Source organism: Saccharopolyspora endophytica (assembly GCF_018070075.1).
Classification (GTDB): Bacteria; Actinomycetota; Actinomycetes; order Mycobacteriales; family Pseudonocardiaceae; genus Saccharopolyspora; species Saccharopolyspora endophytica.
Map to the genome: position 1 here is coordinate 100,387 of NZ_JAGPXE010000003.1, position 21,549 is coordinate 121,935.

A 21,549-nucleotide genomic window follows, 5' to 3' on the forward strand; every position below is an offset into this window, starting at 1 on the left:
AGTCTTGGCACAGCAAGGTTTTTGATCTGAATGCGGTCCCCGGAACTGCCGTAGTTTTCGGGGCCATGACCCCGAAGACAACGCTGTCCGTAGTCGCAGCCGCCCTGTTGATCGGTGCCGGGATGAGCACCGCAGCGGTGTCCATGTCGGCGGCCCCGGCGCCCCCGGCGGAGGACGAGGTCGTGGCGCTGGTCAACAAGGTCCGGACCGGGGCGGGGTGCGCCCCGCTCACCGTCGACGGCCGGCTGACCAAGGCCGCCACCGAGCACAGCGCCGACATGGCCCGCCGCGGCTACTTCAGCCACACCACGCCCGAAGGCGTCACCTTCGGCGAGCGGGTGCGGGCCGCCGGCTACCCCTCGCCCGGTGCCGAGAACATCGCCCGCGGCCACACCAGCGCCGACCAGGTCGTGGACGGCTGGCTGAAATCCCGCGGCCACCGCAAGAACATCATGAACTGCTCGCTGCGGACGATCGGCGTCGGCGTCGAGCACAGCGGCAACTACTGGACCCAGGACTTCGGCCGCTGACAGCTGTTCTGGAATGCGGTTTCTTCACCAGCTCGTCAGCTCGGCTCCTCCGGAGGCAGGACGATGTCGAAGGTGGTTCGGGTCCACGGCCGTCCGCCGAGGTCCCGGCCGCCGGGCACCTCAGCGGTGGGCGGCTGGCGCTCGAAGCGCTTGATCAGCGAGTCCTTGACGCCGAAGACCGCGTCGTGGTCCAGCAGGTCGTCGCCTTCGACGAAGATGTGGGTCACCAGCGTGCGCCGGCCGGGCGAGCTGACCATGAAGTGCAGGTGCGCTGCCCGCAGCGGCGAGCGCCCGGTGGCCTCCAGCATCCTCCCCACCGGCCCGTCGTGCGGGATCGGGTACGGCGTCGGGGTGAGCGCCCAGAACCCGTACCAGCCGCTCTCGTCGGTGAACAGGTGCGCGCGAGCGGCGGTGCGGTCGTCGGAGTACTGCACGTCGTAGAAGCCGTCGTCGTCGGCCTCCCACACCTCGATCCGGGCGCCCGGCAGCGGATTCCCGTTCGTGTCGGTGACGGTGCCCTCGACCCAGCACGGTTCGCCGGACGCGCCACCGGATATGTCCCCGCCCAGGTCCGCGTGCGGTGCGCCCTCGACGAAGAACGGACCGAAAACAGTGGCTTCGGTCGCGTTCCCGCGCGCCGCGTTGTTCACCGCGATGGTCTGCATGGACGCGCCGAGCACGTCGGAGAGCAGGACGAACTCCTGCCGGCGATCATCGGTGATGTGCCCGGTGTCGGTGAGGAACGCGATCGCGGTCTCCCACTCGCGCTGCGTCAACCGCACGTCGCGGATGAACGAGTGCAGGTGCGCGACCAGCGATCGCAGCACGGTGCGCAGCCGCTCGTCCTCGGTGCCGTCGAAGCTGGCCAGCACCTTGGCGACCAGTTCCTCCTCGGCTCGGCGCTGCTTGTCGTCGTCGGTGGTCTCCACGTCGGTCATGCGCCCTCCGGTGCGGTTCCGGCCCACGCGGCGGTGAGCAGGCTGCGGACGTCCCCGGCGGTGGCCGGCCGGGGGTTGGACGCGGGGATCGCCGCGACGGACAGCTCCGCCGCCTCGTCGAGGTCCGATTCCCGCAGGCCGATGTCGCGCAACGCCGTCGGCGCACCGAGCCGGTCGCGCAGCGCCGTCAGCGCTCCAACGGCGTCGGCACCGCCGAGGGCGCCGGCGATGCGGTCGGCGGCCTCGGGGGCGGCGACCGCGTTGAAGGCCAGCACGTGCGGCAGCACGATCGCGTGGGTCTGTGCGTGCGGCAGGTCGTAGGTGCCGCCGAGCACGTGGCAGATCTTGTGGTGCATCCCGGAACCGGCCGAGGCGAACGCGACCGCCGACAAGTAGGCGCCGTGGAGCGCCAGCTCGCGGCCCTCCAGGCCGTGCGGATCGGCGACGACCTTCGGCAACCCGGCCGCCAGCGTGCGCATGCCCTCGGTGGCCAGAGCGGCGTTGATCGGGTCCGCGCGCGGTGCCCACAGCGAGTCCACGCAGTGCGCCAGTCCGTTGAGGCCGGAGGCCACCGACAGCTCGACCGGCAGCGAGAGGGTGAGCTCGGCGTCGTAGACGACGGTTCCCGGCAGCACGCGGTCGTCGACGCCGGTGGTCTTGCGGGCCGCCTCGGTCAGGCCCCAGACGTTGGTGGCCTCCGAACCGGCGTAGGTGGTGGGCACCGCGACGATCGGCAGCCCGCTGGTCAGGGCGACGGCCTTGGCCAGGCCGGTCGTGGAACCACCGCCCACGCACACCAGCAGGTCCACGCCGTGCGCCTGCGCCGCCGCGCGCGCCTGGTCGGCCTTGGCGACCGGCACGTGCGGTGCGACGTCGTCGTGGTGCAGGGCGACGTCGATCCCGGTGGTGATGCGCCGCGCGAGCTCGGCCTCCCGGCCCTCGGCGATCACCATCACCGCCGTCGCTCCTCGCCGCCGGACCTCCTCGGCGAGGTTCGCCGCCGCCTTGCCCGCGCCGAACAGGACCCGCTGGCCCAGCGTCGTGTGGTCGAATTCCATGCTCACACCTCACCTCCGGAGTCGAGGATCCCGGCCAGCACCTCGGTCAACACCGCCGCCGGATCGTCGACCAGCTGGTGGGAGCGCCAGCACACGTGCTTGTCGGGGCGCACCAGCACCGCCCCATCCTCTGGGACCTCGCGGCCCGCCGCCCAGTCGAAGTACAGATCGGTCACCGCGCGCCCGGGGCCGATCACGACCGCGTCCAGCGGCACCCCCAGCCGCTCGGCGGTCTCCTGCGCCGCTGCCGCCCACGGGTCCCCGGAGATGCCGGTGAACAGGGTGAACCGGCCGTAGCGGGCCAGGTCGTGGGTGGACAGCGTGGTGGCGGCATCACCGACCCACACGTGCGGCAACCGCGCACCCGGCACCGTGCTGGGCCGGTAGTACAGCTCCGGGTCGCGTTCGGATTCGGGGCGCGGCGAACCGTCGGAGACGATGGCGGTGGAGGCGTAGAACTGGCCCATCTCGACGCCGTGCGCGTTGAACTCGTAGTTCTTCAGCTCCATCGCGTGCCGCAGCGCTTCGCGCCGCTGAGCGCCTTCGGGCGAGTCCGCGGTGCGCTCGGCGATCTTGGCGCGCATCTGCTCCTCGGTGTCGCCGTCGGTGATGCCCAGCGCCTCGAAGAGCCGCCCGAACTCGCGACCGCTCCGGTTGGCGCGCCGCACGATCTGCTCGGCCACCGGTGCCCGCTCGACCGAGTAGGTGTCCAGCAGTCGAGGGCCCGCCCAGCCGCGCAGCACGGCCGCGATCTTCCAGGCGAGGTTGTAGGAGTCCTGGATCGAGGTGTTGGAACCCAGCCCGTTCGACGGCGGGTGCTTGTGGACCGCGTCGCCCGCGCAGAACACCCGACCGGACTGCAGGTGGGTGGCCCACTGCTCGTTGTTGCCCCACAACGAGCAGCCGGTGATCTCCACGTCCAGGTCCGCCACGCCGAGCAGGTTGCGGACGATCTGCCGGGCCGCGTCGTCGTCGAGCTCCGGCGGTTCCCGGCTGATGTCGTAGCCCCACACGATCAGCCACTCGTCCCAGGGCCGCACCATGCGCACCAGGCCGGTGCCGATGCCGCCGATGTTCGATCCGGGCTGGATGACCCAGTACAGGACCGACGGGCGGTGGGCGACGAGCTCGCTGATGTCGGCCTTGAAGGTGATGTTCATGGACCCGGCGATGTCCATCCGGCCCTCGTAGGGCAGCCCGATGTCGGCGGCGACCTTCGAGCGCGCCCCGTCGGCGCCGATGAGGTACCGGGCGCGGATGTCGTACTCGTGGCCGGTGAGCCGGTCGCGCACCCGCGCGGTGACGCCGTCCGCGTCCTGGGTGTGCGAGAGGTACTCGGTGGAGAAGCTGGTGTGCGAACCGCGCACGGTCGCGTTGCGGACCAGGATCGGTTCGAGATAGGTCTGCGGGATGTCGCAGTTCAGCGAAGGGGACGCCAGCTCGTAGTCCGCGTGTCGCGCCGGGTGGGTGCCCCAGGTGCGGATGCGCCCGATCTCGTCACCGGCGATCGAGGTGCAGAACACCGTGTCGCCCATCTGGTGGTGCGGGGTGGCTTCGGCCAGCACCTGCTCCTCGATGCCGAGGTCGCGGAAGATCTCCATGGTGCGCTGGTTGGTGATGTGCGCGCGCGGGGGGTGTTGGCGGTCCAGCGGTACTTGGTGACCATGATGTTGTCCACGCCGAGGGTGGAAAGGAACAGCGCGGCCGAAGCCCCGGCCGGGCCGGAGCCGATGATCAGCACCTCGGTGTCCACCGTGCCGGTGGTGGGAACCTCGGTGTCGGCCACACCGTCGTTGAACTCCATCGTCTCGGTCCTCCTGCGACGCGCTGGTTGCCCGGGAGGCTCGCACGAGTCCGGCGCCCCACCTCCCGGACGGCGCAGATGGACAACACCCGGTCGCGAATGGGCAACGCAGCCGGTCCGCCGCTTCCCGGAACCGCGTCGAGGTCTCAGGCGCTGGGATCTGCTGCGGTGCGGCGAGTTTCGGCCGGGGTGACGTCGAATCGCCGTTTGAAGGTCCGGGTGAAGTGGGAGGGCGAGACGAACCCGCAGTCGCGGGCGATCTCGGCGATCGAGCGGTGCGCGGAGCGAGGGGAGCGGAGCAGTTCGCGGGCCAGGTCCAGACGCCGGTCGAGGACGTAGCGCGCGACGCTGAGGTCCGCGCGGTTGAACACCCGGCACAGCTGGCGCTCGCTGATGCCGATGCGGGCGGCGATGCGCGCCGCCGACAGGTTCGGATCCCGCAGGTGCACCTCGATGATCGCCCGAGCGATGTCCAGGTGGCGGCTGGTGCCGCCGGTGAGCAGTGAGGCGAGCAGGCCGAGGGCCTGCTGCTCGGTGCGGCGGGCGTCGGTGGGTCCGTCGAGGGAGGCCCGCATCACGCGGGTCAGCGCGCGCAGCGAGTCGGTGGGTGCGCCGCCGGCGAGGTCGAAGAACTCCGGCTGCTCGGGCGTGGACCCGGTGAGCGCGAGCAGCGCGTCGTGCGGGATCTTCAGCACGAATTCCTCGAGGCCCTGGGAGAAACCGCGCGCGAACGGCCGGTCGGCGTCGCAGAGCACCGCGTGGCCGGGACGCAGCACGCGGGTGCCGCCGGTGCTGTAGAAGAACGCCTCGCCGGCCATCGCGATGTAGAGGACGGCGGAGCCCGTCGGTCGATCGCTGATCTCGCGGGCGCCGCGTTCGACGAGGTGCGGGCTGCCGGTCACGCGCGCGAAGTGCAGGCTCGGCAGCTGCAGGTTCAGCTCGGTGGCCGCCAAGGGAGCGTCGTCGATGGTCTTGCACGACAGCCCGACCAGCGCGCGGGCGTTGTGCTGTTCCCACAACGCCACGCGTTCTGCGGGCGGCAGCCCTGTCGTGGAGAACGCGCGAGCCCTACCGGCCGCAGTGACCTGACCCATGGCCACGGCACTGTAGCAGCAGAACCGGACAAGTCGATCAGAGTTCGTGGGGCGTGGGCCGGTTCCCCGTGATCACCCCGACGATCACGTACCTGTCGGTTCCACCGTGCGGTGGTCGGTGCTTGGCCAGCCAGACCGATTCGTCGACGCGCGGTGCGCCGTGCGGGTGCGGGGTCAGGTCCAGCACCAGCAGCTGCCCGAACGGCACGTTCGTGCCGCCGTAGGCCGCGGCTTGCGGCACGTGCTGGGCCTCGATGTGTCCGCGCGAGGAGTCGCGGAGCTCCCGCTTGATCTCGGTGACGTAGCGCAGCGACCCGAACGTGGTGGTCACGTCCGCCCGTCCCATCGCCAGGTCGGTGGTCTCCACCGCCACCAGTCCGCCGAGCTGCCCGGTCGCCAGCCATTGGTGGTAGTCGCGCTGCAGGTCCGACTCGCGCGGGCGCCGCTCACCCTTGCGCAGCGGGCGCCGGTAGTCGGTCTCCCCGCGGCCCCAGGTCGTCGACGTCAGGTCCGCGCGGCTGAACAGGAACCGCAACGTCTGCTCCAGCAGCATCCCGAACGTGGCCCGGACCCGGCCGGTGAACTCCGGGGACTCGGAGAGCCGGCTCAGCAGCGTCTCCAGCAGCGGGTCGAGGACGGGGTGCGCGGTGCGGGAGCGAGCGATCTCGCTGCTGTGCACCACTCCGTCCAGCATCCGCAGGTCGTCGTCGCACAGGCCCGCGGTCAGCCCGGCCGCGTGGCGCTCGCCGAGCACGCGCACCAGCGCGGGTGCCAGCCGGTGGGCGCGGGAGGTCGCGGCATGGCCGTCCTCGTCCTCGTCCTCCTCCGGCGGGGTCCGGGCGGCCTGCGGCAGGTCCGGGCGGCGATCGGTCCCGGTGCTCTCGATGCGGTCCAGCAGCAGCTGCGCCGTGCGCGGTGGCAGCGGCGGGTTCTCGATGGCCGAGGCCTCCACGACGGTCCGGCGCAGCGCCGCGAGCCGGCTCTGGCTGCGCACGATCGCGTTCTCGATGGTCGGCTCGATCACCACCGCCAAGCCGGGTGCGGTGCGCGCCCCGGGAAGCGGTTGCAGCGACCGGACCTGGGTGTAGGCGTCGAGCACGGCGCCGAGGGCCTCCCAGACGTCCATCCAGATCGTCTCGGCCAGCCGCGCCGCCGCCGCGCGCAGCAGCAGCACGAGACGCCGCCACGCGGGCTCGGCGGCGTGCCGGGGGCGCAGCCACTGCGGCTGGTGGGTGCCGCGCAGCCAGGCGGAACGCTGGTCCAGCGCGGTGGTGAGCCGGTCCGCGGCGTCGGCCAGCCGGTCCGGGTCCTGCGCCGCGAACGCCAGGATCGCGTCGCAGGCGGCCGCGTAGGCGCGGGCGTCGTGGCGCGCCTGCTCCGCGGCGTCGACCGTGGCGAACCGCGACCGGGCGGTGGTCAGCGATTCGAGCACCGCGGGCATCTCGGTGGCGGTCAACGCCGTCCGCAGGTCGTCGCAGGCCAGCTCGAACGCCGCGTCGACCGCGGCCGCCTCGTCGTGGCGCAACCGGTCCAGCGCTTCGCGCAGCGGCGTGGTGATCGCGGGTTCGCCGACCCACCGGTCCATGGCCGCACCCAGCAGCCGGGGCAGCGTCTCGGTGAACTCCTCCGGCGTCGTCGGTGCGAACCCGGTGAGCCTGCCCAGCACGGTGAACGGCGAGACGGCGTCGGCGATCGCCAGCCGGACGGCCCCTTCCAGCCGGCTCGCGGCGATCAGCGGATCGCGCTCGATCACCGGGCCGAGATCGTGCAGCAGCGCGTCGTGCAGCCGAACGCCGTGCTCCTGCACCACGTCCGGTCCGGCCAGCAGTGCGTCGATGGTCGACGCCAGCGCCAGCAGGCTGCGCTGCGCCGGAAGACCGTCGATGAACTCCGCGAGCGTGCCGCGCCAGCCGGGAGCACCCCGGCCCGCAGCGTTCGTCAAAGCCCTGGCCAGGACGGGAGCCTGAGGTCCGGCCGCCACCGCGCCCGGTGGTCGCCGCGGGGTCACCGGCGCCGGTCCGGCGCCGGGGTGCCGGTGGGGTTGTCGCCGCTGCGCGGGCGCGGCGGTTCGGTGAGCTCCGCGACCAGCTCGGCCAGGGCGACCTCGGCACCGCGCAACCTCGCCAGCGCGGTGGTCTCGGCCGCCTCGCTGGAGGCCAGCCGCAGCCGCGCGGCGATCTCCGGTTCCGCGACTTCCGAAGCCGTGGCCGACAGGTCGCTGGTGCACACCGCGCACCGGTGGTTCTCGCGCTCCTCGCGACGCCGCTGCTCGGAGATCGGGGTGTCGCAGCGGGGGCACGAGTGCGGCTCCAAGCCGTGGAAGAGCACCCGCGCGACGTCCCTCTCCGTGCTGTCGTTGAGCGAGCGCTCATCGGCCTGCCTGCGGTGGCGGGCCGATCGGTGCAGCTGGTCGAGCCGGTCCCACTTGCGCTCGGCCTCGGTGATCCGCCGCCGCAGGTCCGGGCTCGGCGAGTTGCCCCCGGAGGCGAGCAGGCGGGCCACGGCTTGAGCGGGCATCCCGGTGATCGTCGAGAGTCGTTCGTGCATCGGCGAAGGTCGGGTGCTCATCGTCAAAACCCCCTACGCGGCGTGCAGTTCCGCGCGAAGCCGGGCGAGCCGGTCGCGGACCCGTTCGGCGATGGTGGCGATGGGTGTGCCGCGCCGCGTGCTCGCGTACTCGGCCTGCAGGTACTGGCGGTTGCGGAGTTCGTTGCCGCCGCGCCCGTCGGCGAGGTCGAGCACCAGCGTCACGCGGTCGACGTAGTAGCGGAAGGCCGGTGCTCGGGCGATGATCGTGCGGGCGACCCGCCTGCCCCGTTCCAGCAGGTAGTAGTCGTGCCGCCTGGTGTGCCCGACCCGGCCGCGCCGGCGGCGCACGATCAGGCCGGCGCTGCGCAGCACCGCCAGCGCGTCGTCGAGCGGTTCGTAGGCGCCGAAGTGGTGGCGCAGCATCGGATACCGGCGCACTTCGGGTTCTTCGGAATCGAGGATCCGGCCCGCCAGTTCCAGCAGGTGCCCGTCCGCGGTTCGCTCGTACTCGTTGAGCAGTTCGTCGGCGAGGAAATCAGGGCTGCGAAGCCAGAAATCGAGCTTCTGCAACCTCGTCTGCCCGGTCACGACACCGACCGCCTCGGCCAGCGCCGGGTCCGGGACGGGGAAGGACAGCGGTTCGGCGGCACCGTCGATCAGCAGCAGCAACCGCACCGCGTCCTGCTCCCGGCTCGTCACGGGCGAGTCAAACGTCTCGTCTGGCTGGTCACCCTCAACGTTGCGCACGTTCAACGAGCGTGCGGTCCGGTGGAATGGTTGAGCTGTACTGCGAGCCAATGGGAAGTGTCGTTTTCGGAACCAATCGGTGCTCCGAATTTGTGACGTGCGAAGACGCAACCCGAATGGATCAATCCCCAGGCTTGTCGCCATCCGATCGGCGCAACGTCGCAACGGTGTGAGCACGACCCGTGCGTGCACGCTATCGGGACCCGATGACCGGCGCAAGCAGTTCTTGACACCGCGAACGCGGTGGGTGTGAATGTTCCCGGGGGCCGGGCGAAGGCGCGACGGGAGCTGATCAGGTGAAGCAGTCCGGATCGACGCTGGCGAACCTGGACCTCAACCTGCTCGTGTTCCTGCGCGAACTGCTGCGCGCCCGCAACGTCACCCGGGCCGCCGAGAACATCGGCGTCACCCAGCCCACCGCCAGCGCCGCGCTGGCGAGGTTGCGCAGGCACTTCGACGACGAGCTGCTGGTGCGCAAGCGCGGTGGCTACGTCCTCTCGCCGCTGGCGGTGGAGCTCGACGCGCAGATCGAGCCGCTGTGCGAGGCCGCCGAGCGGCTGTTCACCACCGCGCCCTTCGACCCGGCCAGCACCCAGCGCGAGTACAGCCTGCTGATGCCCGACTACGTCCTGGAGGCCGTCGGCGAACCGATCTCGCGGGCGCTGCACCACCAGGCGCCGGGCGCGAAGCTGCACATCATGCTCGTCACCGGCCGCCTGCCGACCGACCTGGTGGAGACGCTGCGGCTGATGGACGGCCTGGCCTCCACGCCCAACGCGCGCCTGCGCGTGTCGGGGATGCGCTGCACCGAGCTGTTCCGGGACCGCTGGGTGTGCGTCGTGGACGCCGGGACCGTGCCCGGGGGATGGCGCACGCTGCCGGCCGCGGAGTTGCGCCGACGGCCCTGGGTCGTCCCGCACCACCCGGGCCGCGAGTACCCCTCCACCGCGCCGCTGGCTCCGCTGATGGCCTCGCTGCACCTGGTCCCGGACGTGGCGGTGCGGGTGGACAGCTACCGCGCCACCCCCTACTTCGTGGGCGGCACCGACCGGGTCGCGGTGGTGCAGGAACGGCTCGCCCGCCGCCTCGGCGACCGGACCGACCTGCGCATCCTCGACTGCCCCGGCGACCCCGAGCCCATCGTGGAAACCCTGTGGTGGCACGAGAAGCACGAGACCGACCCCGGGCACCGGTGGATGCGCGAGACGGTGCGCGAAGCCGTGCGCGACACCCCGGTATAGAACGGCTCGATGCCGCGCATCCCGATTTTCAGTTTCCGTTGGCAGCGCTGAACTTCCTACCGTCGAAGCATGAGAATCGTGGTGGCCAGGCTCGACGAGTTCCCGCCCGGGTCGCGCACGGTCGTCGAGGCCGGACGCCGCTCGATCGGCGTCTTCCGGGTCGGGGACCGGTTCTACGCGCTGAACAACCACTGCCCGCACATGGGCGGCCCGCTGTGCGTCGGCCGCACCAAGCCCTGGGTGGTCTCCGGCGAACCCGGCGAGTACGCGATGCAGGGGGAGGAGGCGCTCATCGCCTGCCCCTGGCACGGCTGGGAGTACGAGCTGGCGACCGGCCAGTCCTTCCTCGGACCCGGCGAACCGCCCGTGCGCACCTACGAGGTGCGCCTGGAGACCGCCGAGGAACCACCGGAACCCAAGAACGGCCGGATGCCCGGCCCCTACGTCGCCGAGACGTTCCCGGTCAGCGTCGAGGACGCCTACGTCGTGGTCGACACCAGCCCTCGGAGGTGAACGATGACCAGCACCGTCGCTTCGCAGAACGCGGCCCGCAACCGCGCGGCCCGCACGCTCGTCGACTCCGACATCCACCCGCAGGCGCTGCCGCGTGACGTCCTGCCCCGGCTCGACGCCCGCAACCGGCGGCGGTTCGAGAGGTTCGGCAGCCGCGTGCCCGGACCACCGGAGATCTACCCCAGGGTGAGCAACGGCGGCTACCGCCTCGACGCGTGGCCGGACGGCGGATTTCCCGGCAACGACCTCGCCCTGATGCAGCAGCAGCTGCTCGACGAGTTCGGCATCGACCACGGGGTGCTCATCCCGCTGCAATCGCACAGCTGGGGGGCGGAGGCCCGCGAGTTCGCCGACGCGCTGTGCCGCGCCCTCAACGACTGGATCGTCGAGGAATGGCTCGACCCCGAACCGAGGCTGCGCAGCTCCATCGCCGTCCCGCTGGAGTCACCGGACCTCGCCGCCGAGGAGATCCGCAGGCGCGCGGGTGATCCCAGGTTCGTGCAGGTGCTGCTGTCGACCGGGGGAGAAGCGCTGTTCGGCCGCCGTCACTACTGGCCGATCTACGCCGCTGCCGTCGAGGCCGGCCTGCCGATCGCCGCGCACACCGGCGGCCTGGAGCAGCACCGAGGTCCGGGCTGGCCGTCGTTCTACCTGGAAGAGCACGTCTGGAACGGCAACACGATGTCCGCGCTGATCATGAGCATGATCTGCGAGGGCGTGTTCGAGGAGTTCCCGACGCTGAAGGTGATCTGCGTCGAGGGCGGCATCGCCTGGCTCGGACCGCTGATGTGGGCGATGGACGAAGCCTGGACGATGCTCCGCGAAGACGTCCCGCACCTGAGCGCACCGCCCTCGGAGTACGTCCGCGAGCACTTCTGGTTCACCACGCAGCCCATCGAGGAACCGGCTGATCCCGCGCACCTGGAGACGGCGTTGCGGCACATCGACATGAACGACCGCATCATGTTCGCCTCCGACTACCCGCACTGGGACTTCGACTCGCCCCGCATGGCACCGCGACTGCTGCCCGCGGCGATCCGCGAGCAGGTGATGGGTGCCAACGCGTGCCGGCTGTTCGGCCTCCCGCAACGAGCGCAGGAGGCCCGATGAGCGCCCCCGCCCGCACCGCGATGATCGACACCGACGTGCACTGCGCCCCGGCCGGTTTCGCCGACCTGGAGCCCTACCTGGACGACTACTGGCGCGGCTACCTGCGCGACGGCAGCCAGCGCATCGACCACGCCCAGGGCGGCGCCTACCCGCCGCCGGCCCCGACCACGGCGACCCCGGCCGCGCGGGAAGCCGGAGCCGTTCCGCCGCACGAGGTCTCCGCACTGCGCGCCCAGCTGGACGCGGGAACGGCGATCCTCAACTGCACCACCTCGTTCGGCTGCAACCGCAACCCCTACTACGAGACCGCGCTGACCCGCGCCCTCAACGACTGGCTCATCGAGCGCTGGCTGGCCGCGGACTCGGGCCTGCGCGCCAGCATGGTCGTGCCGACGCTGCACACCGAGGCCGCCGTCGCCGAGATCGAGCGCATCGGCGACCACCCCGGCATCGTCCAGGTGCTGCTGCCGGTGCGCGGCGACCAGCCGTGGGGCAACGTCCGCCACCGGCCGCTGCTGCGCGCCGCGGCCGACAAGGGGCTGGTGGTGGGACTGCACGCGTGGGGCAGGGTCGGCAACGCCATGACCTCCAGCGGTTTCACCCACACCTACCTGGAGGACTACCTCGGCAACTCGCAGAGCATCGTCCAGGCCCAGCTGGTCAGCCTGCTCGCCGAAGGGGTGTTCGCGCAGCTGCCGGATCTGCGGGTCTCGCTGCTGGAGTGCGGTTTCTCGTGGCTGCCGACGCTGCTGTGGCGCTTCGACAAGGACTGGAAGGGCGTCTGGCGGGAGGTCCCGTGGATCAACCGCAGGTCCGGCGAGGTGATCGCCGACCACGTCCGGCTGACCACCGCACCCGCGCACCTGCCACGCGATCCGGTCCAGGTCCGCGAAGCCCTCGACCTGCTGGGCCCGGCGGAGTTGCTGATGCACGCCTCCGACCACCCGCACGACCACGGCAGCGGTGGGCAACGCCTCCTCACCGCCCTGACCGACGCCGAGCGCGAGGCGGTGCTGCGCGGCAACGCGGCGCAGTGGTACGGAATCGCGTGATGCTCGACGACTTCCGCCCGCACGACCTGCCCACGCCCTCCGGCGCGACGATCCGCGCCCGGGTCGGCGGGTCGGGCCCGCCGGTGCTGCTGCTGCACGGATGGCCGCAGACCTCGGCGATGTGGCACCGCGTGGCGCCCGGGCTGGCCCGGACGCGCGCGGTCGTGCTGGCCGACCTGCCCGGCTACGGCGACAGCACCGCCGCACCGGACGCCGAGGTCGCCTCGTTCGGCAAGCGCGCCATGGCCGCGGACCTCGTCGCGGCGATGCGGGCGCTGGGGCACGAGTCCTTCGCAGTCGTCGGCCACGACCGGGGAGCCCGCTGCGCCTACCGCATGGCCCTCGACCACCCGGACGTGGTGACCGCTGTGGCGGTGCTCGACGTGCTGCCCACCGCCGAGGTCTTCGCCCGCGCCGACGCGGCTTTCGCGCTCGGCGCGTGGCACTGGTTCTTCCTCGCCCAGCCCGAGATCCCGGAACGCCTCATCGGCGCCGACCCGGACGCCTTCTTCACGAGGTTCCTCCGTCCCGCCGAGGCCTTCGGGGACGTGGCGCTGGAGAGCTACCGCGCGGCGTGGCGCCGGCCCGAGGTCGTGCACGCCATGTGCCAGGACTACCGGGCGGGCGCCAGCATCGACGTGGCCGATGACGAGGACGACCGGGGCGCCACCATCGACTGCCCGACCCTCCTGCTGTGGGGGCGGAGCGGTCCGCTCGGTCGCGACCCGGACCCGCTGGCCGCCTGGCGGAACCGGGCACCGCGGATCTCGGGTCGGGAGCTGGACTGCGGCCACCACCTGGCGGAGGAGTCGCCGGAGGAGACGCTTGGCGAGCTCACCCGATTCCTCAGTTCACGCAGGGAATTCCCGCCGCGCTGATCGGCGCCTGCGCCGGTTCCTGCTGCCGCGCGGTGCCGTCCAGCGCCATCGCGCCACCGGGGGAGAAGCGCGGGGCCGCCGGCCCGTCGTAGTCCGAGCCGATGATCACCTGGACGCGGCCGGAGGACAACGACGAACTAGCCTCGGTCCGCATGCCGCCCAGCAGGGAGGCCACCTCCTGCGCGGCCGCTTCCGCCCCCGAGCCGTAGCGGATCACCGACGAGCTGCGCTTGCTGGTGTTGCCGACCGCGCCGACGTCGAGACCCTGGGCGTTGAGCCGGTCCTGGACCTTCGAGGCCAGGCCCGAGGTGCGGGTCCCGTTGAGCACGTCCACCCGCGCCGACGCGGGCTTGTGGGAAGCCGAGGTCGGCGGTGCTTGCGGAGGCGGGGAGCCCGGGGCGCCCGGCGGCAAGGTCGCCGCGCGGACGGCCGCCTTGACCGCGCGCGGATTGATCTTGAGGGCCTCGCCGTCGGGCGTGTCGTAGGCGGCGTCCTCGATCGGGATCGTGTCGAACTTGATGGCACCGCCGGCCAGGCCGCGCAGCCGCTCGGCGAACGACAGCACGTCGGAGTCCTCACCGAGGTCGAGCACGACCGAGTCCTGCACCGAGTTGATCAGGTCGCGCAGCTTGTTCGGGTTGGCCAGCACGCCGCCGGACAGGGCGGTCTGCGCGAGCCCGGCGAGGAAGGCCTGCTGCCGCACCACGCGGTCGAGGTCGCCGCGGGGGAGGCCGTGTCGCTGCCGCACGAACGCCAGGGCATCCGGGCCCGCGATGGTCTGCTGGCCGGCTTGGAAGTCCGCACCGGAGAAGGAGTCGCGGGTGGCCGAGTTCAGGCACACGGGAACGCCGCCGACCGATTCGGTGATCTTGGCGAAGCCCAGCAGGTTGACCTCGGCGTAGTGGTCGATGGAGGAGCCGGTGAGGTTCTCCACGGTGCGCAGCAGCAGCTTGCGGCCGGCCTCGTTGCCGGCGCGGTCCAGCGCCGCCGGGTCGGTCACGCCGCTCTGCTGCCGGCTCGCGATCTCGGCTTCCTTGCCGCGCCCGTACGCCGAGTTGATCTTGTGGTTGCCCTGGCCGGGAATCGACACGTACGAGTCGCGGGGGAAGGAGAAGCCGACCGCGCTGGTCCCGTCGTTGGGGATGTGCAGCATGATGACCGTGTCGGTCAGCGACGCGTCGTTGGAACCCGCGTGCAGCTCGCGCAGCACTTCTTCGGGCAGCGGTTTGCCGTGCGCGTCGGTGCGGCTGTCCATGCCCACCAGCAGGATGTCGACGGCGCCGTCCGCGCCGCCGCCGTCGGCGACGTCGCTGGTGGCCAGGCCGTTGAGCAGGTGCCGGTAGTTGCTCCAGCCGTAGCCGGTGACCAGCAGGATCACCAGCGACATGATGGTGGCGACGGCTCGGGGCCCGATCGGCTTGCGGCGCCGACGCGGCGGGAGCGGTCTGGCCGGCTGCCGCCCCCTGGGGCGCCGGGGCGGGACCGGATTCCTGTCGTGTGGCCTTGGCAAGGTTCCTCCGTCGGGTGCGCCCCTCTCGGCGCTCGAGCGACAACTCCAGGATTACATCCTGAAACCGCCGACCGGGCCTGTTGTGATCACTCGATGGCGGCCGATTTCGCCACGGAAAGTGATGTTTCCTGGTCAGTCCTCGGTGTCTCCGACGCCCGGGACGTCGGGCAGATCGCTCTGCCTGACCCGGTAGACCTGCAGCGAGGTGTCGTAGTACTTCGTGGTCTCGCCCGCCCAGTCCATGCCGATGCGCTGAGCCGTGGCGATCGCGCGCGTGTTGTCCGGCCGGGCCAGCGCGAAGATCTCGTCGATGTCGAAGGTGAACGCCCAGTGCAGCAGGGCGATCGCGGCCTCGGTGGCGTAGCCGTGCCCCCACTCGTCGGGGCGCAGCTGCCAGGTCAGTTCGACGTCGTGGTCGTAGGGCGGCAGCAGGCGCAGCACGAGTCCGCCCACGACCTGGGAGTCCTCGCGGCGGTGCATCGCGAACCGGCCCGTCGGCGGCACGAGGTTGGGCTGCGACTCGATCCAGGAGTGCACCACGGCGCGCATCGCGGCCAGGTCGGCGACGTTGGAGATCACCGGGGTCAGCCACTCGGTGACCTCGGGGCGGCCGTAGAGGTCCAGCGCGGCCTGCACGTCGGCGTCGTCGGCGGTCCAGTCCCGGACCACGAGCCGTTCGGTGGTCAGCGGAAGTTGCATCGTCTGCCCTCGCCTTCCGCGCACCGGCGGAACCCGCCGGATCGGGTGATGTGGGGGAGCCACCTCGGATTCTATCCGCCCAGCGCGCACCCCATACACCTGTTACCGACTCCTATCGCTTCAGTGCCGATCGAACTCAACGCCCGAGAACGAGAAGAAGAAGCCCGCCCCGACACCCAGCGACCGGGTCTCAGTGGAAATCCGGACCCGAAGTCCCACTGAAATCAGGCCCCGGAATTCCACTGAAATCCGGGACCCGATCTCCAGTGAAATCCGGTTGCCTGGGCGGTGAGGTGGGGTCAGTGCGCGGGTGGGAGCTTGGGGAGGCGGCCGGTGGCGTCGAACTGCCAGGGGAGCGGCTCGCCGAGGGCGGCCATGTCCGGGTGCTCGGCGACTTCCCGGGCGTAGGCCTCGGAGACCTCGACGCGCGGCATCGACAGGGTGTTGCGGATCCGCACGACCTTCGCGGGTCGCTCCTGCGGGCCTCGCGTGAGGTGCAGGGCGGCCACGATCGCGTCGCGGTCGTTGGCCAGCGCCATCGGGATCCGCGCGCCGTCCGGAACACCCGAGGTCAGCGAGTTGGTGTAGAACGAGCCGAACTCGATCTGGTCCACGCACTCCTGCGTGGTCAGGTCGGCCAGTCCCAGCCCGCACGCGTTGCCGTTGGTGTGCTCGGTCAGGCCGAGCACCACGATCCGCTTGATCGGCGTCGCGTGGAACTTGTCGGCGTTGACCGGTGCGCGGCCGGTGATGTTGGGATCCATGCCCGCACCGCTGATGTCCTTGCCGATCTCGTCGACCACGAGCACGTCGATGTCGGACATCAGCAGCTTCGGCATCAGCGACTTCGCCTCGGCCAGCAGCTCCGCTTCGCGCTCCAGCATCCGGTCGGTCGCGACCAGCTCCAGCCGGGCGATGTTCTCGTAGGCGTTCTCCACGACCGCCACGCCGAACTCGAACGGCACCACGCCCAGGGCTGCCGAGGCGGCCTCCGGGATCAAGGTGTCGAACTTCTCGAAGCCGTGCCGGTGCAGCGTCGCCGCGCCCCGGTGCTTGCCCAGTCCGATCGCGATCATCTTCGCCAGGCCGCTCTCGTGCGTGCCGCGGAAGTCCGTGTGCGGTTTGACCCTGCCCAGCACCACGACGCTGTCGGCCTGCGCGGCTTCGGCGTCGAAGTGCACCGGCGTGCCGTCGGCGAGCCTGGTGATCACGACCGTTTCCATCGACGAGATCACCGGTGCGCCGACGGTCTCCTCGGTGACCCCGAACTCGGCCAGCACCTGCCGCTGCCCTTCCGCGGTGCCGCCGCCGTGACTGCCCATCGCCGGCACCACGAACGGCTTGGCCCCGTGCTCGGCGAGCGCCCCGACCAGGGCGATGACGATGCGGTCCAGCTGCGCGATGCCTCGGCTGCCCACCGTCACCGCGATGCGCTTGCCGCTGACCGGGTGGGCGCGGTCGTGCTCGGCCACCTGCGCGCGGATCGTGCCTTCGAGGTCGTCGATCGACTCGGCGGCGTAGCGCTGCTCGATGGGGAGCATCCTGGGCAGCTCGACATCGGCACCTGCCAACCGGACCTTCTCTACGTTGAACATCTCTGCGAGTCCTTCTCAGCGCTGCGACCAGGGGTTCTCCCACCTTGGCAGCTCGAACGACCGGGATCACCCCCGTGCTCGGGGGTGTCGGGGCGCCGTGATCGCCGGTGTGCGTTCGGCGGCCTCTATCGTTGGGGGATGATGCGTCCGGGTCCGGTGCGGTGGGTGGCCTACCAGTACGGCGGCAGGTTGCCCGAGCAGTACCGCGACTGGGTCCTGCACGACGCGACCTGCCGGACCTGGGTGCTGCGGGTGCTGATCCGCGGGCTGTTGCAGATCGCGCCGATCGGGGCGGTGCTGTTCCTCGCGCTCGGCCTGCTGGGCGGGGCGTGGCCGATCGCTGCCGGATCCTTGTTGCTGGGGTTGCTGGTGGTGGCGCGGATCGTGCTGACCAGTTCGATCGACAGCGTGGACAGCAGGCTCACGCGGTACGGCTTCCCGCCGGGGCACGGGTCGGCGGTGCGCAGGCAGCGCGACGCCGAGGCCGCCGAGCGGTACCGGGCGGTGTGGCGGCAGGACCCGCCTGAGAGCTGAGCCACCCGACGGCCGTCTGATTCACCAGCGGCTTTAGTATCACCAGGTGTCCGTTGAGCTCACTCCCGCCGCGATCTTCCGGGCCGGCACCCGCCTGCGACAGGTGGTCCGGCGCACGCCGCTGGAATCCAGCAGCCGCCTCAGCGCGGAGCTCGGCGTACCGGTCCGCCTCAAGCGCGAGGACCTGCAGGTCTGCCGGTCCTACAAGGTGCGCGGTGCGTTCAACCTGATCTCCGGGCTCGACGCCGAGGAGCGCGAGCGCGGCGTGGTGTGCGCCAGCGCGGGCAACCACGCTCAGGGCCTGGCGTTCGCCTGCCGCGAGCTGCAGATCAAGGGCCGCGTGTACCTGCCCTCGAACACCCCTCGGCAGAAGCGCAAGCGGATCGCCACCATCGGCGGCGAGTGGATCGAGCCGGTGATCGTCGGCTCTTCGTTCGACGAGGCCAGTGCCGCGTCCAAGGCCGACGCCGAGCGCACCGGCGCGGTGTACGTGCACCCCTTCGACGATCCGCGCACCATCGCCGGTCAGGGCACGGTGGGCCTGGAGATCGCCGAGCAGCACGACGGACCCATCGACACCGTGATCGTCCCGGTGGGCGGTGGCGGACTGCTGGCCGGGATCGTGCTGTGGCTCAAGGAGCACTTCCCGGAGATCCGCGTGGTCGGTGCCGAGCCCGCCGGTGCGGCGAGCATGCGGGCCGCCTTCGACGAGGGCGCGCCGGTCAAGCTCCCCGCGGTGGACACGTTCGTCGACGGCGCGGCCGTCGGCCGGGTCGGCGACCTCGGGTACGAGGTGGCGCGCGAGCTGGTCGACGAGCTGGTGGCCGTGCCCGAGGGCGCGGTGTGCACCGAGATGATCGAGCTGTACCAGACCGAGGGCATCATCGCCGAGCCCGCGGGTGCGTTGGCCAGCGCCGCTTCGCGGATGCTGGAGCGGGCACCGCGCGGTCCGGTGGTGTGCGTGGTCTCCGGAGGCAACAACGATCTGAGCCGCTACGGCGAGATCGTCGAGCGCTCGCTGCTGCACGAGGGGCTGCGGCACTACTTCCTGGTCACCTTCTCGCAGGAGCCGGGGGCGCTGCGGCACTTCCTCGACGACGTGCTCGTCGAGGGCCAGGACATCGTCGCCTTCGAGTACGTCAAGAAGAACAACCGGGAGACCGGTCCGGCGCTGGTGGGCATCGAGCTCGACAACGCCGACGACCTCGACGACCTGCTGACGCGGATGAAGGAATCGCCGCTGCAGATCGAGCAGGTCTCGCCGGGCTCGCCGCTGTTCTCGTTCCTGGTCTAGATCAGCCGGCGGACGCAGGTCCGCGCGAGGGCGTCGTCGGCGGTGGCTTCCCAGAGGGTCACCTGCGCGCGCGTGCCGTCGTAGTCGAGCTGGGCGATGGCGTTGCCGAAGAACGGCCCGTCGGTCCGGCGCCAGTGCAGCGGCAGCGGTGGCACCCCGGCGCGTTGCGACATCGTCCGCAGCAGGCGGGCCGCAGTGTGCGACCAGGCGGCGCGCAGCGGCCTGCGCAGCGGTTTCGGGGCCTGGTTGTGCAGCGGTGAGCAGGTCAGCTGGGTGATGCGGGAGTTCAGCGCGCGCGGGTAATCGGCCTCGGCGAAGTAGCTGTGGTGGACGTCGCCGGAGAGCACGCTGATGGTCGCGGGCGCGTCGGTGTCCGCGGCGCGGTCGCCGATGAGTGCGGCGAGGCGGTCGAAGGACGCGCGGAACGAGGCCCAGTGCTCGAGATCGCCTGCCTGGCGGACCTTCTCGGCGAGCCCGGCGTGCCTTCCGTTGCAGGCGCGTTCGTTCCAGGACTGCAGGTGGTGCACGGCGGGCGGCAGCAGCCACGGCAGGGATGAGGCCAGCACCAGGTGGCGGCGGTCGGCGGCGGCGATGTCGCGCAGCCAGGCGAAGTCGCCGTCGGAGAGCATGGCGCGTTCGCCCGGTCTCCAGGATCCGGCCGCAGCGGGTGTCGAGCACGACCAGCCGCACGCCGCCGAGGTCGCGGTGGTAGCTCCAGCGCGTTCCCTTCTCGCCCTGGTCCTCGCGGTCGGCGCGGGCGGCCATCTCGCGCAGCACCGGCAGCGCGTCGCCGTGGCGGCCGACCTCGCGGACCTCGCGGAAGACGGGGTCGGCGGCGAGGTCGTCGGGGTCGAGGTTGCCGATGTGCTGGTAGATCCAGTACGCGACGAGCCCGCCGAGGAGGCGTTCGCGCCACCAGGGTTGGGTGGAGATCGCGCTTCGCCAGCTGCGCGAGGTGTTCCAGTCGTCGCGCACGTCGTGGTCGTCGAAGATCATCATGCTCGGCAGCGTCGACAGCAGCCAGCGGACCGGGGGGTCCTGCCAGGCGTGCCGGTAGAGGCGGGTGTACTCCTCGAAGTTCGCGACCTCGCCGACGGGCGGTCGACGCAGGTCGCGCAGCTTCGCCAGTTCGCGGCGCACGGGCGGCGTGGGCTGGTCGGCGTAGACCTGGTCGCCGAGCAGCATGATCACGTCCGGTCGCTCGTCCTCCGGGGTTGCGGCGATGCGGGCGGCGATGGCGGTCAGCGCGTCGGGGCCGAGGCCGTCGCGGCCCGCGGCGGGCCGGTCGAAGTGGCAGGAGCCGAACAGGGCGGTGAGCCGGTCGGTTCCGGTGACCGGGCGGATCACGCTGGGGGAGATCTCCGGCGGGGGCCAGACCAGGTGGTCGTCGAGTCGCACCTGGTAGGGCGTCGGGCCGGTGACGTGGGTGGTGAGCAGCGCGTAGTGGTGGCCGCCGACCTGGAAGGTGTGCTCGGCGGCGTCGAGCACCTCGACCGTGCAGGGCCCGTCGGTCTCCACCCAGACGGTGGCCCGGTTCTGGTCGACGTAGCGCAGCAGGGGGCCCAGCACCAACTCGGTCACCGGTCCTGGATACACCACGTGGCAGGCCGGGGAAACTCGGCGGCGCGGTGTCCACTGTGGTCCGGACGTGAGCGGGCGGGCCCGGTGTGGAGGGGTCGGGCCCGCCCGCTCGTCCTGGTGGTGCTTACTTGATGGCGCCGACGTTGACGTCGATGCAGGCGTAGAAGGCGTTGGCGGTGTCGGCGACGTTCCACACCGCGAGCACCTTCTGCGGACCGCTGAAGCCGGACAGGTCGACGTTGTGCGACAGCTGCTGCGGCGGCTGCTGGCCGCCCTGGTCGAACGAGCCGACGAGCTTGTCGCCGACGTAGTACTCCCAGGTGGTGGTGGCGTGGGCGGCGGTCAGCTTCCAGTTGAACGTGGCCTGGGTGCCGATCGGGGTGGCGGTCCAGCCCTTGGAGTCGTCGTCGAGCTCGGCGAAGCTCTCGTTGCCGCCGCTGCAGCTCTTGAGTCCCTTCGGGCCCTCGACGCTCTGCGGCTCGTAGGTGATGGAACCGCACTGCACGGTGCCGGCGGCGCACTGGGCCTGGCGGCTCGGCGGTGCGTCGACGTAGCCGTGGGCGCTCGCGGTCCCGGCGGGGATCGCGATCAGGAACGGTGCGACGGCGGCACCGACCATGGCTGCGGAGATCTTGCGATTGGGCATTGTCAGCTCCTTCGGGGGAAGTCGCGACAGGGTGAATCGATTCCGAACAGCGGAACCCATCGGCGGCGGTCCGTTGTTCAACAATGCCTGTCGCGGAAGGGGAATCGCCGAATCAGTTAGTGGTCTGGACCATAATTCGGGCCTGCGGACCGGTCAAGGACGAATCGGCTACGCATCCGGGGTGGTGCAGTTATGC

At 71.4% G+C, this 21,549-nt stretch carries 20 protein-coding genes and 2 pseudogenes; 8 read left to right on the top strand and 14 right to left on the bottom strand.

All coding sequences use genetic code 11. From position 1 onward, the window contains the following. The first annotated feature begins 65 nt into the window (after window positions 1-65). Window positions 66-530, top strand: a complete 465-nt coding sequence (locus KBO27_RS08060) for a CAP domain-containing protein (RefSeq protein ID WP_210969357.1) — start codon at window positions 66-68, stop codon at window positions 528-530. Between the two features lie 35 nt (window positions 531-565). On the opposite strand, the gene KBO27_RS08065 is transcribed toward KBO27_RS08060, so the two are convergent. The 8 genes and pseudogenes from KBO27_RS08065 to KBO27_RS08095 all read right to left on the bottom strand — a co-directional run bounded on the left by KBO27_RS08065 (window position 566) and on the right by KBO27_RS08095 (window position 8,700). Further along, complete coding sequence (locus KBO27_RS08065) at window positions 566-1,468, bottom strand: hydroxyquinol 1,2-dioxygenase (protein ID WP_210969358.1); 903 nt, start codon at window positions 1,466-1,468, stop codon at window positions 566-568. Further along, window positions 1,465-2,526 carry a maleylacetate reductase gene (locus KBO27_RS08070; RefSeq protein ID WP_210969359.1) on the bottom strand — a complete coding sequence of 354 codons (1,062 nt, stop codon included), beginning with the start codon at window positions 2,524-2,526 and terminating at the stop codon, window positions 1,465-1,467. Before KBO27_RS08070 ends, KBO27_RS08065 begins: the two co-directional genes overlap by 4 nt. 2 nt (window positions 2,527-2,528) lie before the next feature. Next, window positions 2,529-4,127 carry an FAD-dependent monooxygenase gene (locus KBO27_RS08075; protein WP_246536585.1) on the bottom strand — a complete coding sequence of 533 codons (1,599 nt, stop codon included), beginning with the start codon at window positions 4,125-4,127 and terminating at the stop codon, window positions 2,529-2,531. A 77-nt stretch (window positions 4,128-4,204) separates the two neighbouring features. Then, window positions 4,205-4,330: pseudogene (locus KBO27_RS33480) on the bottom strand (FAD-dependent monooxygenase); the annotation flags it as partial. Between the two features lie 146 nt (window positions 4,331-4,476). Then, a complete protein-coding gene (locus tag KBO27_RS08080) occupies window positions 4,477-5,424 on the bottom strand; it encodes a helix-turn-helix domain-containing protein (RefSeq protein WP_210969360.1) in 948 nt (315 codons plus the stop codon). A gap of 37 nt (window positions 5,425-5,461) precedes the next feature. Further along, window positions 5,462-7,366, bottom strand: coding sequence for a hypothetical protein (locus tag KBO27_RS08085; RefSeq protein WP_210969361.1), 1,905 nt, complete (start codon window positions 7,364-7,366; stop codon window positions 5,462-5,464). A gap of 62 nt (window positions 7,367-7,428) precedes the next feature. Then, on the bottom strand, window positions 7,429-7,992 hold the full coding sequence (locus KBO27_RS08090) for a hypothetical protein (protein WP_210969362.1): 564 nt from the start codon (window positions 7,990-7,992) through the stop codon (window positions 7,429-7,431). A 12-nt stretch (window positions 7,993-8,004) separates the two neighbouring features. Continuing rightward, window positions 8,005-8,700, bottom strand: coding sequence for a hypothetical protein (locus KBO27_RS08095; protein WP_307870292.1), 696 nt, complete (start codon window positions 8,698-8,700; stop codon window positions 8,005-8,007). Window positions 8,701-8,996: 296 nt separating this feature from the next. Here KBO27_RS08095 and KBO27_RS08100 point away from each other — a divergent pair, with 296 nt between their 5' ends. The 5 genes from KBO27_RS08100 to KBO27_RS08120 all read left to right on the top strand — a co-directional run bounded on the left by KBO27_RS08100 (window position 8,997) and on the right by KBO27_RS08120 (window position 13,494). Then, window positions 8,997-9,941 (top strand): LysR family transcriptional regulator, encoded by a 945-nt coding sequence (locus KBO27_RS08100; protein WP_210969363.1) that lies wholly within the window; start codon window positions 8,997-8,999, stop codon window positions 9,939-9,941. Between the two features lie 69 nt (window positions 9,942-10,010). Next, window positions 10,011-10,454 carry a Rieske (2Fe-2S) protein gene (locus KBO27_RS08105; protein ID WP_210969364.1) on the top strand — a complete coding sequence of 148 codons (444 nt, stop codon included), beginning with the start codon at window positions 10,011-10,013 and terminating at the stop codon, window positions 10,452-10,454. A gap of 3 nt (window positions 10,455-10,457) precedes the next feature. Continuing rightward, window positions 10,458-11,564, top strand: coding sequence for an amidohydrolase family protein (locus KBO27_RS08110; protein ID WP_210969365.1), 1,107 nt, complete (start codon window positions 10,458-10,460; stop codon window positions 11,562-11,564). Further along, window positions 11,561-12,616: an amidohydrolase family protein gene (locus tag KBO27_RS08115; RefSeq protein ID WP_210969366.1), complete on the top strand. Its 1,056-nt coding sequence runs from the start codon at window positions 11,561-11,563 to the stop codon at window positions 12,614-12,616. Before KBO27_RS08110 ends, KBO27_RS08115 begins: the two co-directional genes overlap by 4 nt. Further along, window positions 12,616-13,494: an alpha/beta fold hydrolase gene (locus KBO27_RS08120; protein ID WP_210969367.1), complete on the top strand. Its 879-nt coding sequence runs from the start codon at window positions 12,616-12,618 to the stop codon at window positions 13,492-13,494. Before KBO27_RS08115 ends, KBO27_RS08120 begins: the two co-directional genes overlap by 1 nt. Here KBO27_RS08120 and KBO27_RS08125 read toward each other — a convergent pair. The 3 genes from KBO27_RS08125 to KBO27_RS08135 all read right to left on the bottom strand — a co-directional run bounded on the left by KBO27_RS08125 (window position 13,463) and on the right by KBO27_RS08135 (window position 17,298). Further along, window positions 13,463-14,881 carry an LCP family protein gene (locus KBO27_RS08125; protein WP_210969368.1) on the bottom strand — a complete coding sequence of 473 codons (1,419 nt, stop codon included), beginning with the start codon at window positions 14,879-14,881 and terminating at the stop codon, window positions 13,463-13,465. The two genes, KBO27_RS08120 and KBO27_RS08125, sit on opposite strands and share 32 nt — an antisense overlap. Window positions 14,882-15,136: 255 nt before the next feature. Further along, window positions 15,137-15,703: a GNAT family N-acetyltransferase gene (locus KBO27_RS08130; RefSeq protein WP_210969369.1), complete on the bottom strand. Its 567-nt coding sequence runs from the start codon at window positions 15,701-15,703 to the stop codon at window positions 15,137-15,139. A 299-nt stretch (window positions 15,704-16,002) separates the two neighbouring features. Continuing rightward, window positions 16,003-17,298 (bottom strand): nickel pincer cofactor-dependent isomerase, group 22, encoded by a 1,296-nt coding sequence (locus KBO27_RS08135; protein WP_210969370.1) that lies wholly within the window; start codon window positions 17,296-17,298, stop codon window positions 16,003-16,005. A 138-nt stretch (window positions 17,299-17,436) separates the two neighbouring features. On the opposite strand from KBO27_RS08135, the gene KBO27_RS08140 reads away from it, so the two are divergent. Both KBO27_RS08140 and ilvA read left to right on the top strand, forming a co-directional pair. Then, window positions 17,437-17,832: a DUF5313 family protein gene (locus KBO27_RS08140; RefSeq protein WP_210969371.1), complete on the top strand. Its 396-nt coding sequence runs from the start codon at window positions 17,437-17,439 to the stop codon at window positions 17,830-17,832. Between the two features lie 46 nt (window positions 17,833-17,878). Further along, window positions 17,879-19,126, top strand: a complete 1,248-nt coding sequence (gene ilvA / locus KBO27_RS08145) for a threonine ammonia-lyase IlvA (RefSeq protein WP_210969372.1) — start codon at window positions 17,879-17,881, stop codon at window positions 19,124-19,126. On the opposite strand, the gene KBO27_RS33485 is transcribed toward ilvA, so the two are convergent. From KBO27_RS33485 to KBO27_RS08155, 3 genes and pseudogenes are all read right to left on the bottom strand, one after another. Next, entirely contained in the window at window positions 19,123-19,755 is a 633-nt protein-coding gene (locus KBO27_RS33485; RefSeq protein ID WP_246536587.1) for a metallophosphoesterase family protein, read from the bottom strand. The genes ilvA and KBO27_RS33485 overlap by 4 nt on opposite strands. A 280-nt stretch (window positions 19,756-20,035) precedes the next feature. Beyond that, window positions 20,036-20,725: pseudogene (locus KBO27_RS34900) on the bottom strand (DUF7800 domain-containing protein); the annotation flags it as partial. A 106-nt stretch (window positions 20,726-20,831) separates the two neighbouring features. Beyond that, a complete protein-coding gene (locus KBO27_RS08155; RefSeq protein ID WP_132683110.1) occupies window positions 20,832-21,353 on the bottom strand; it encodes a lytic polysaccharide monooxygenase auxiliary activity family 9 protein in 522 nt (173 codons plus the stop codon). Window positions 21,354-21,549: the final 196 nt, after the last annotated feature.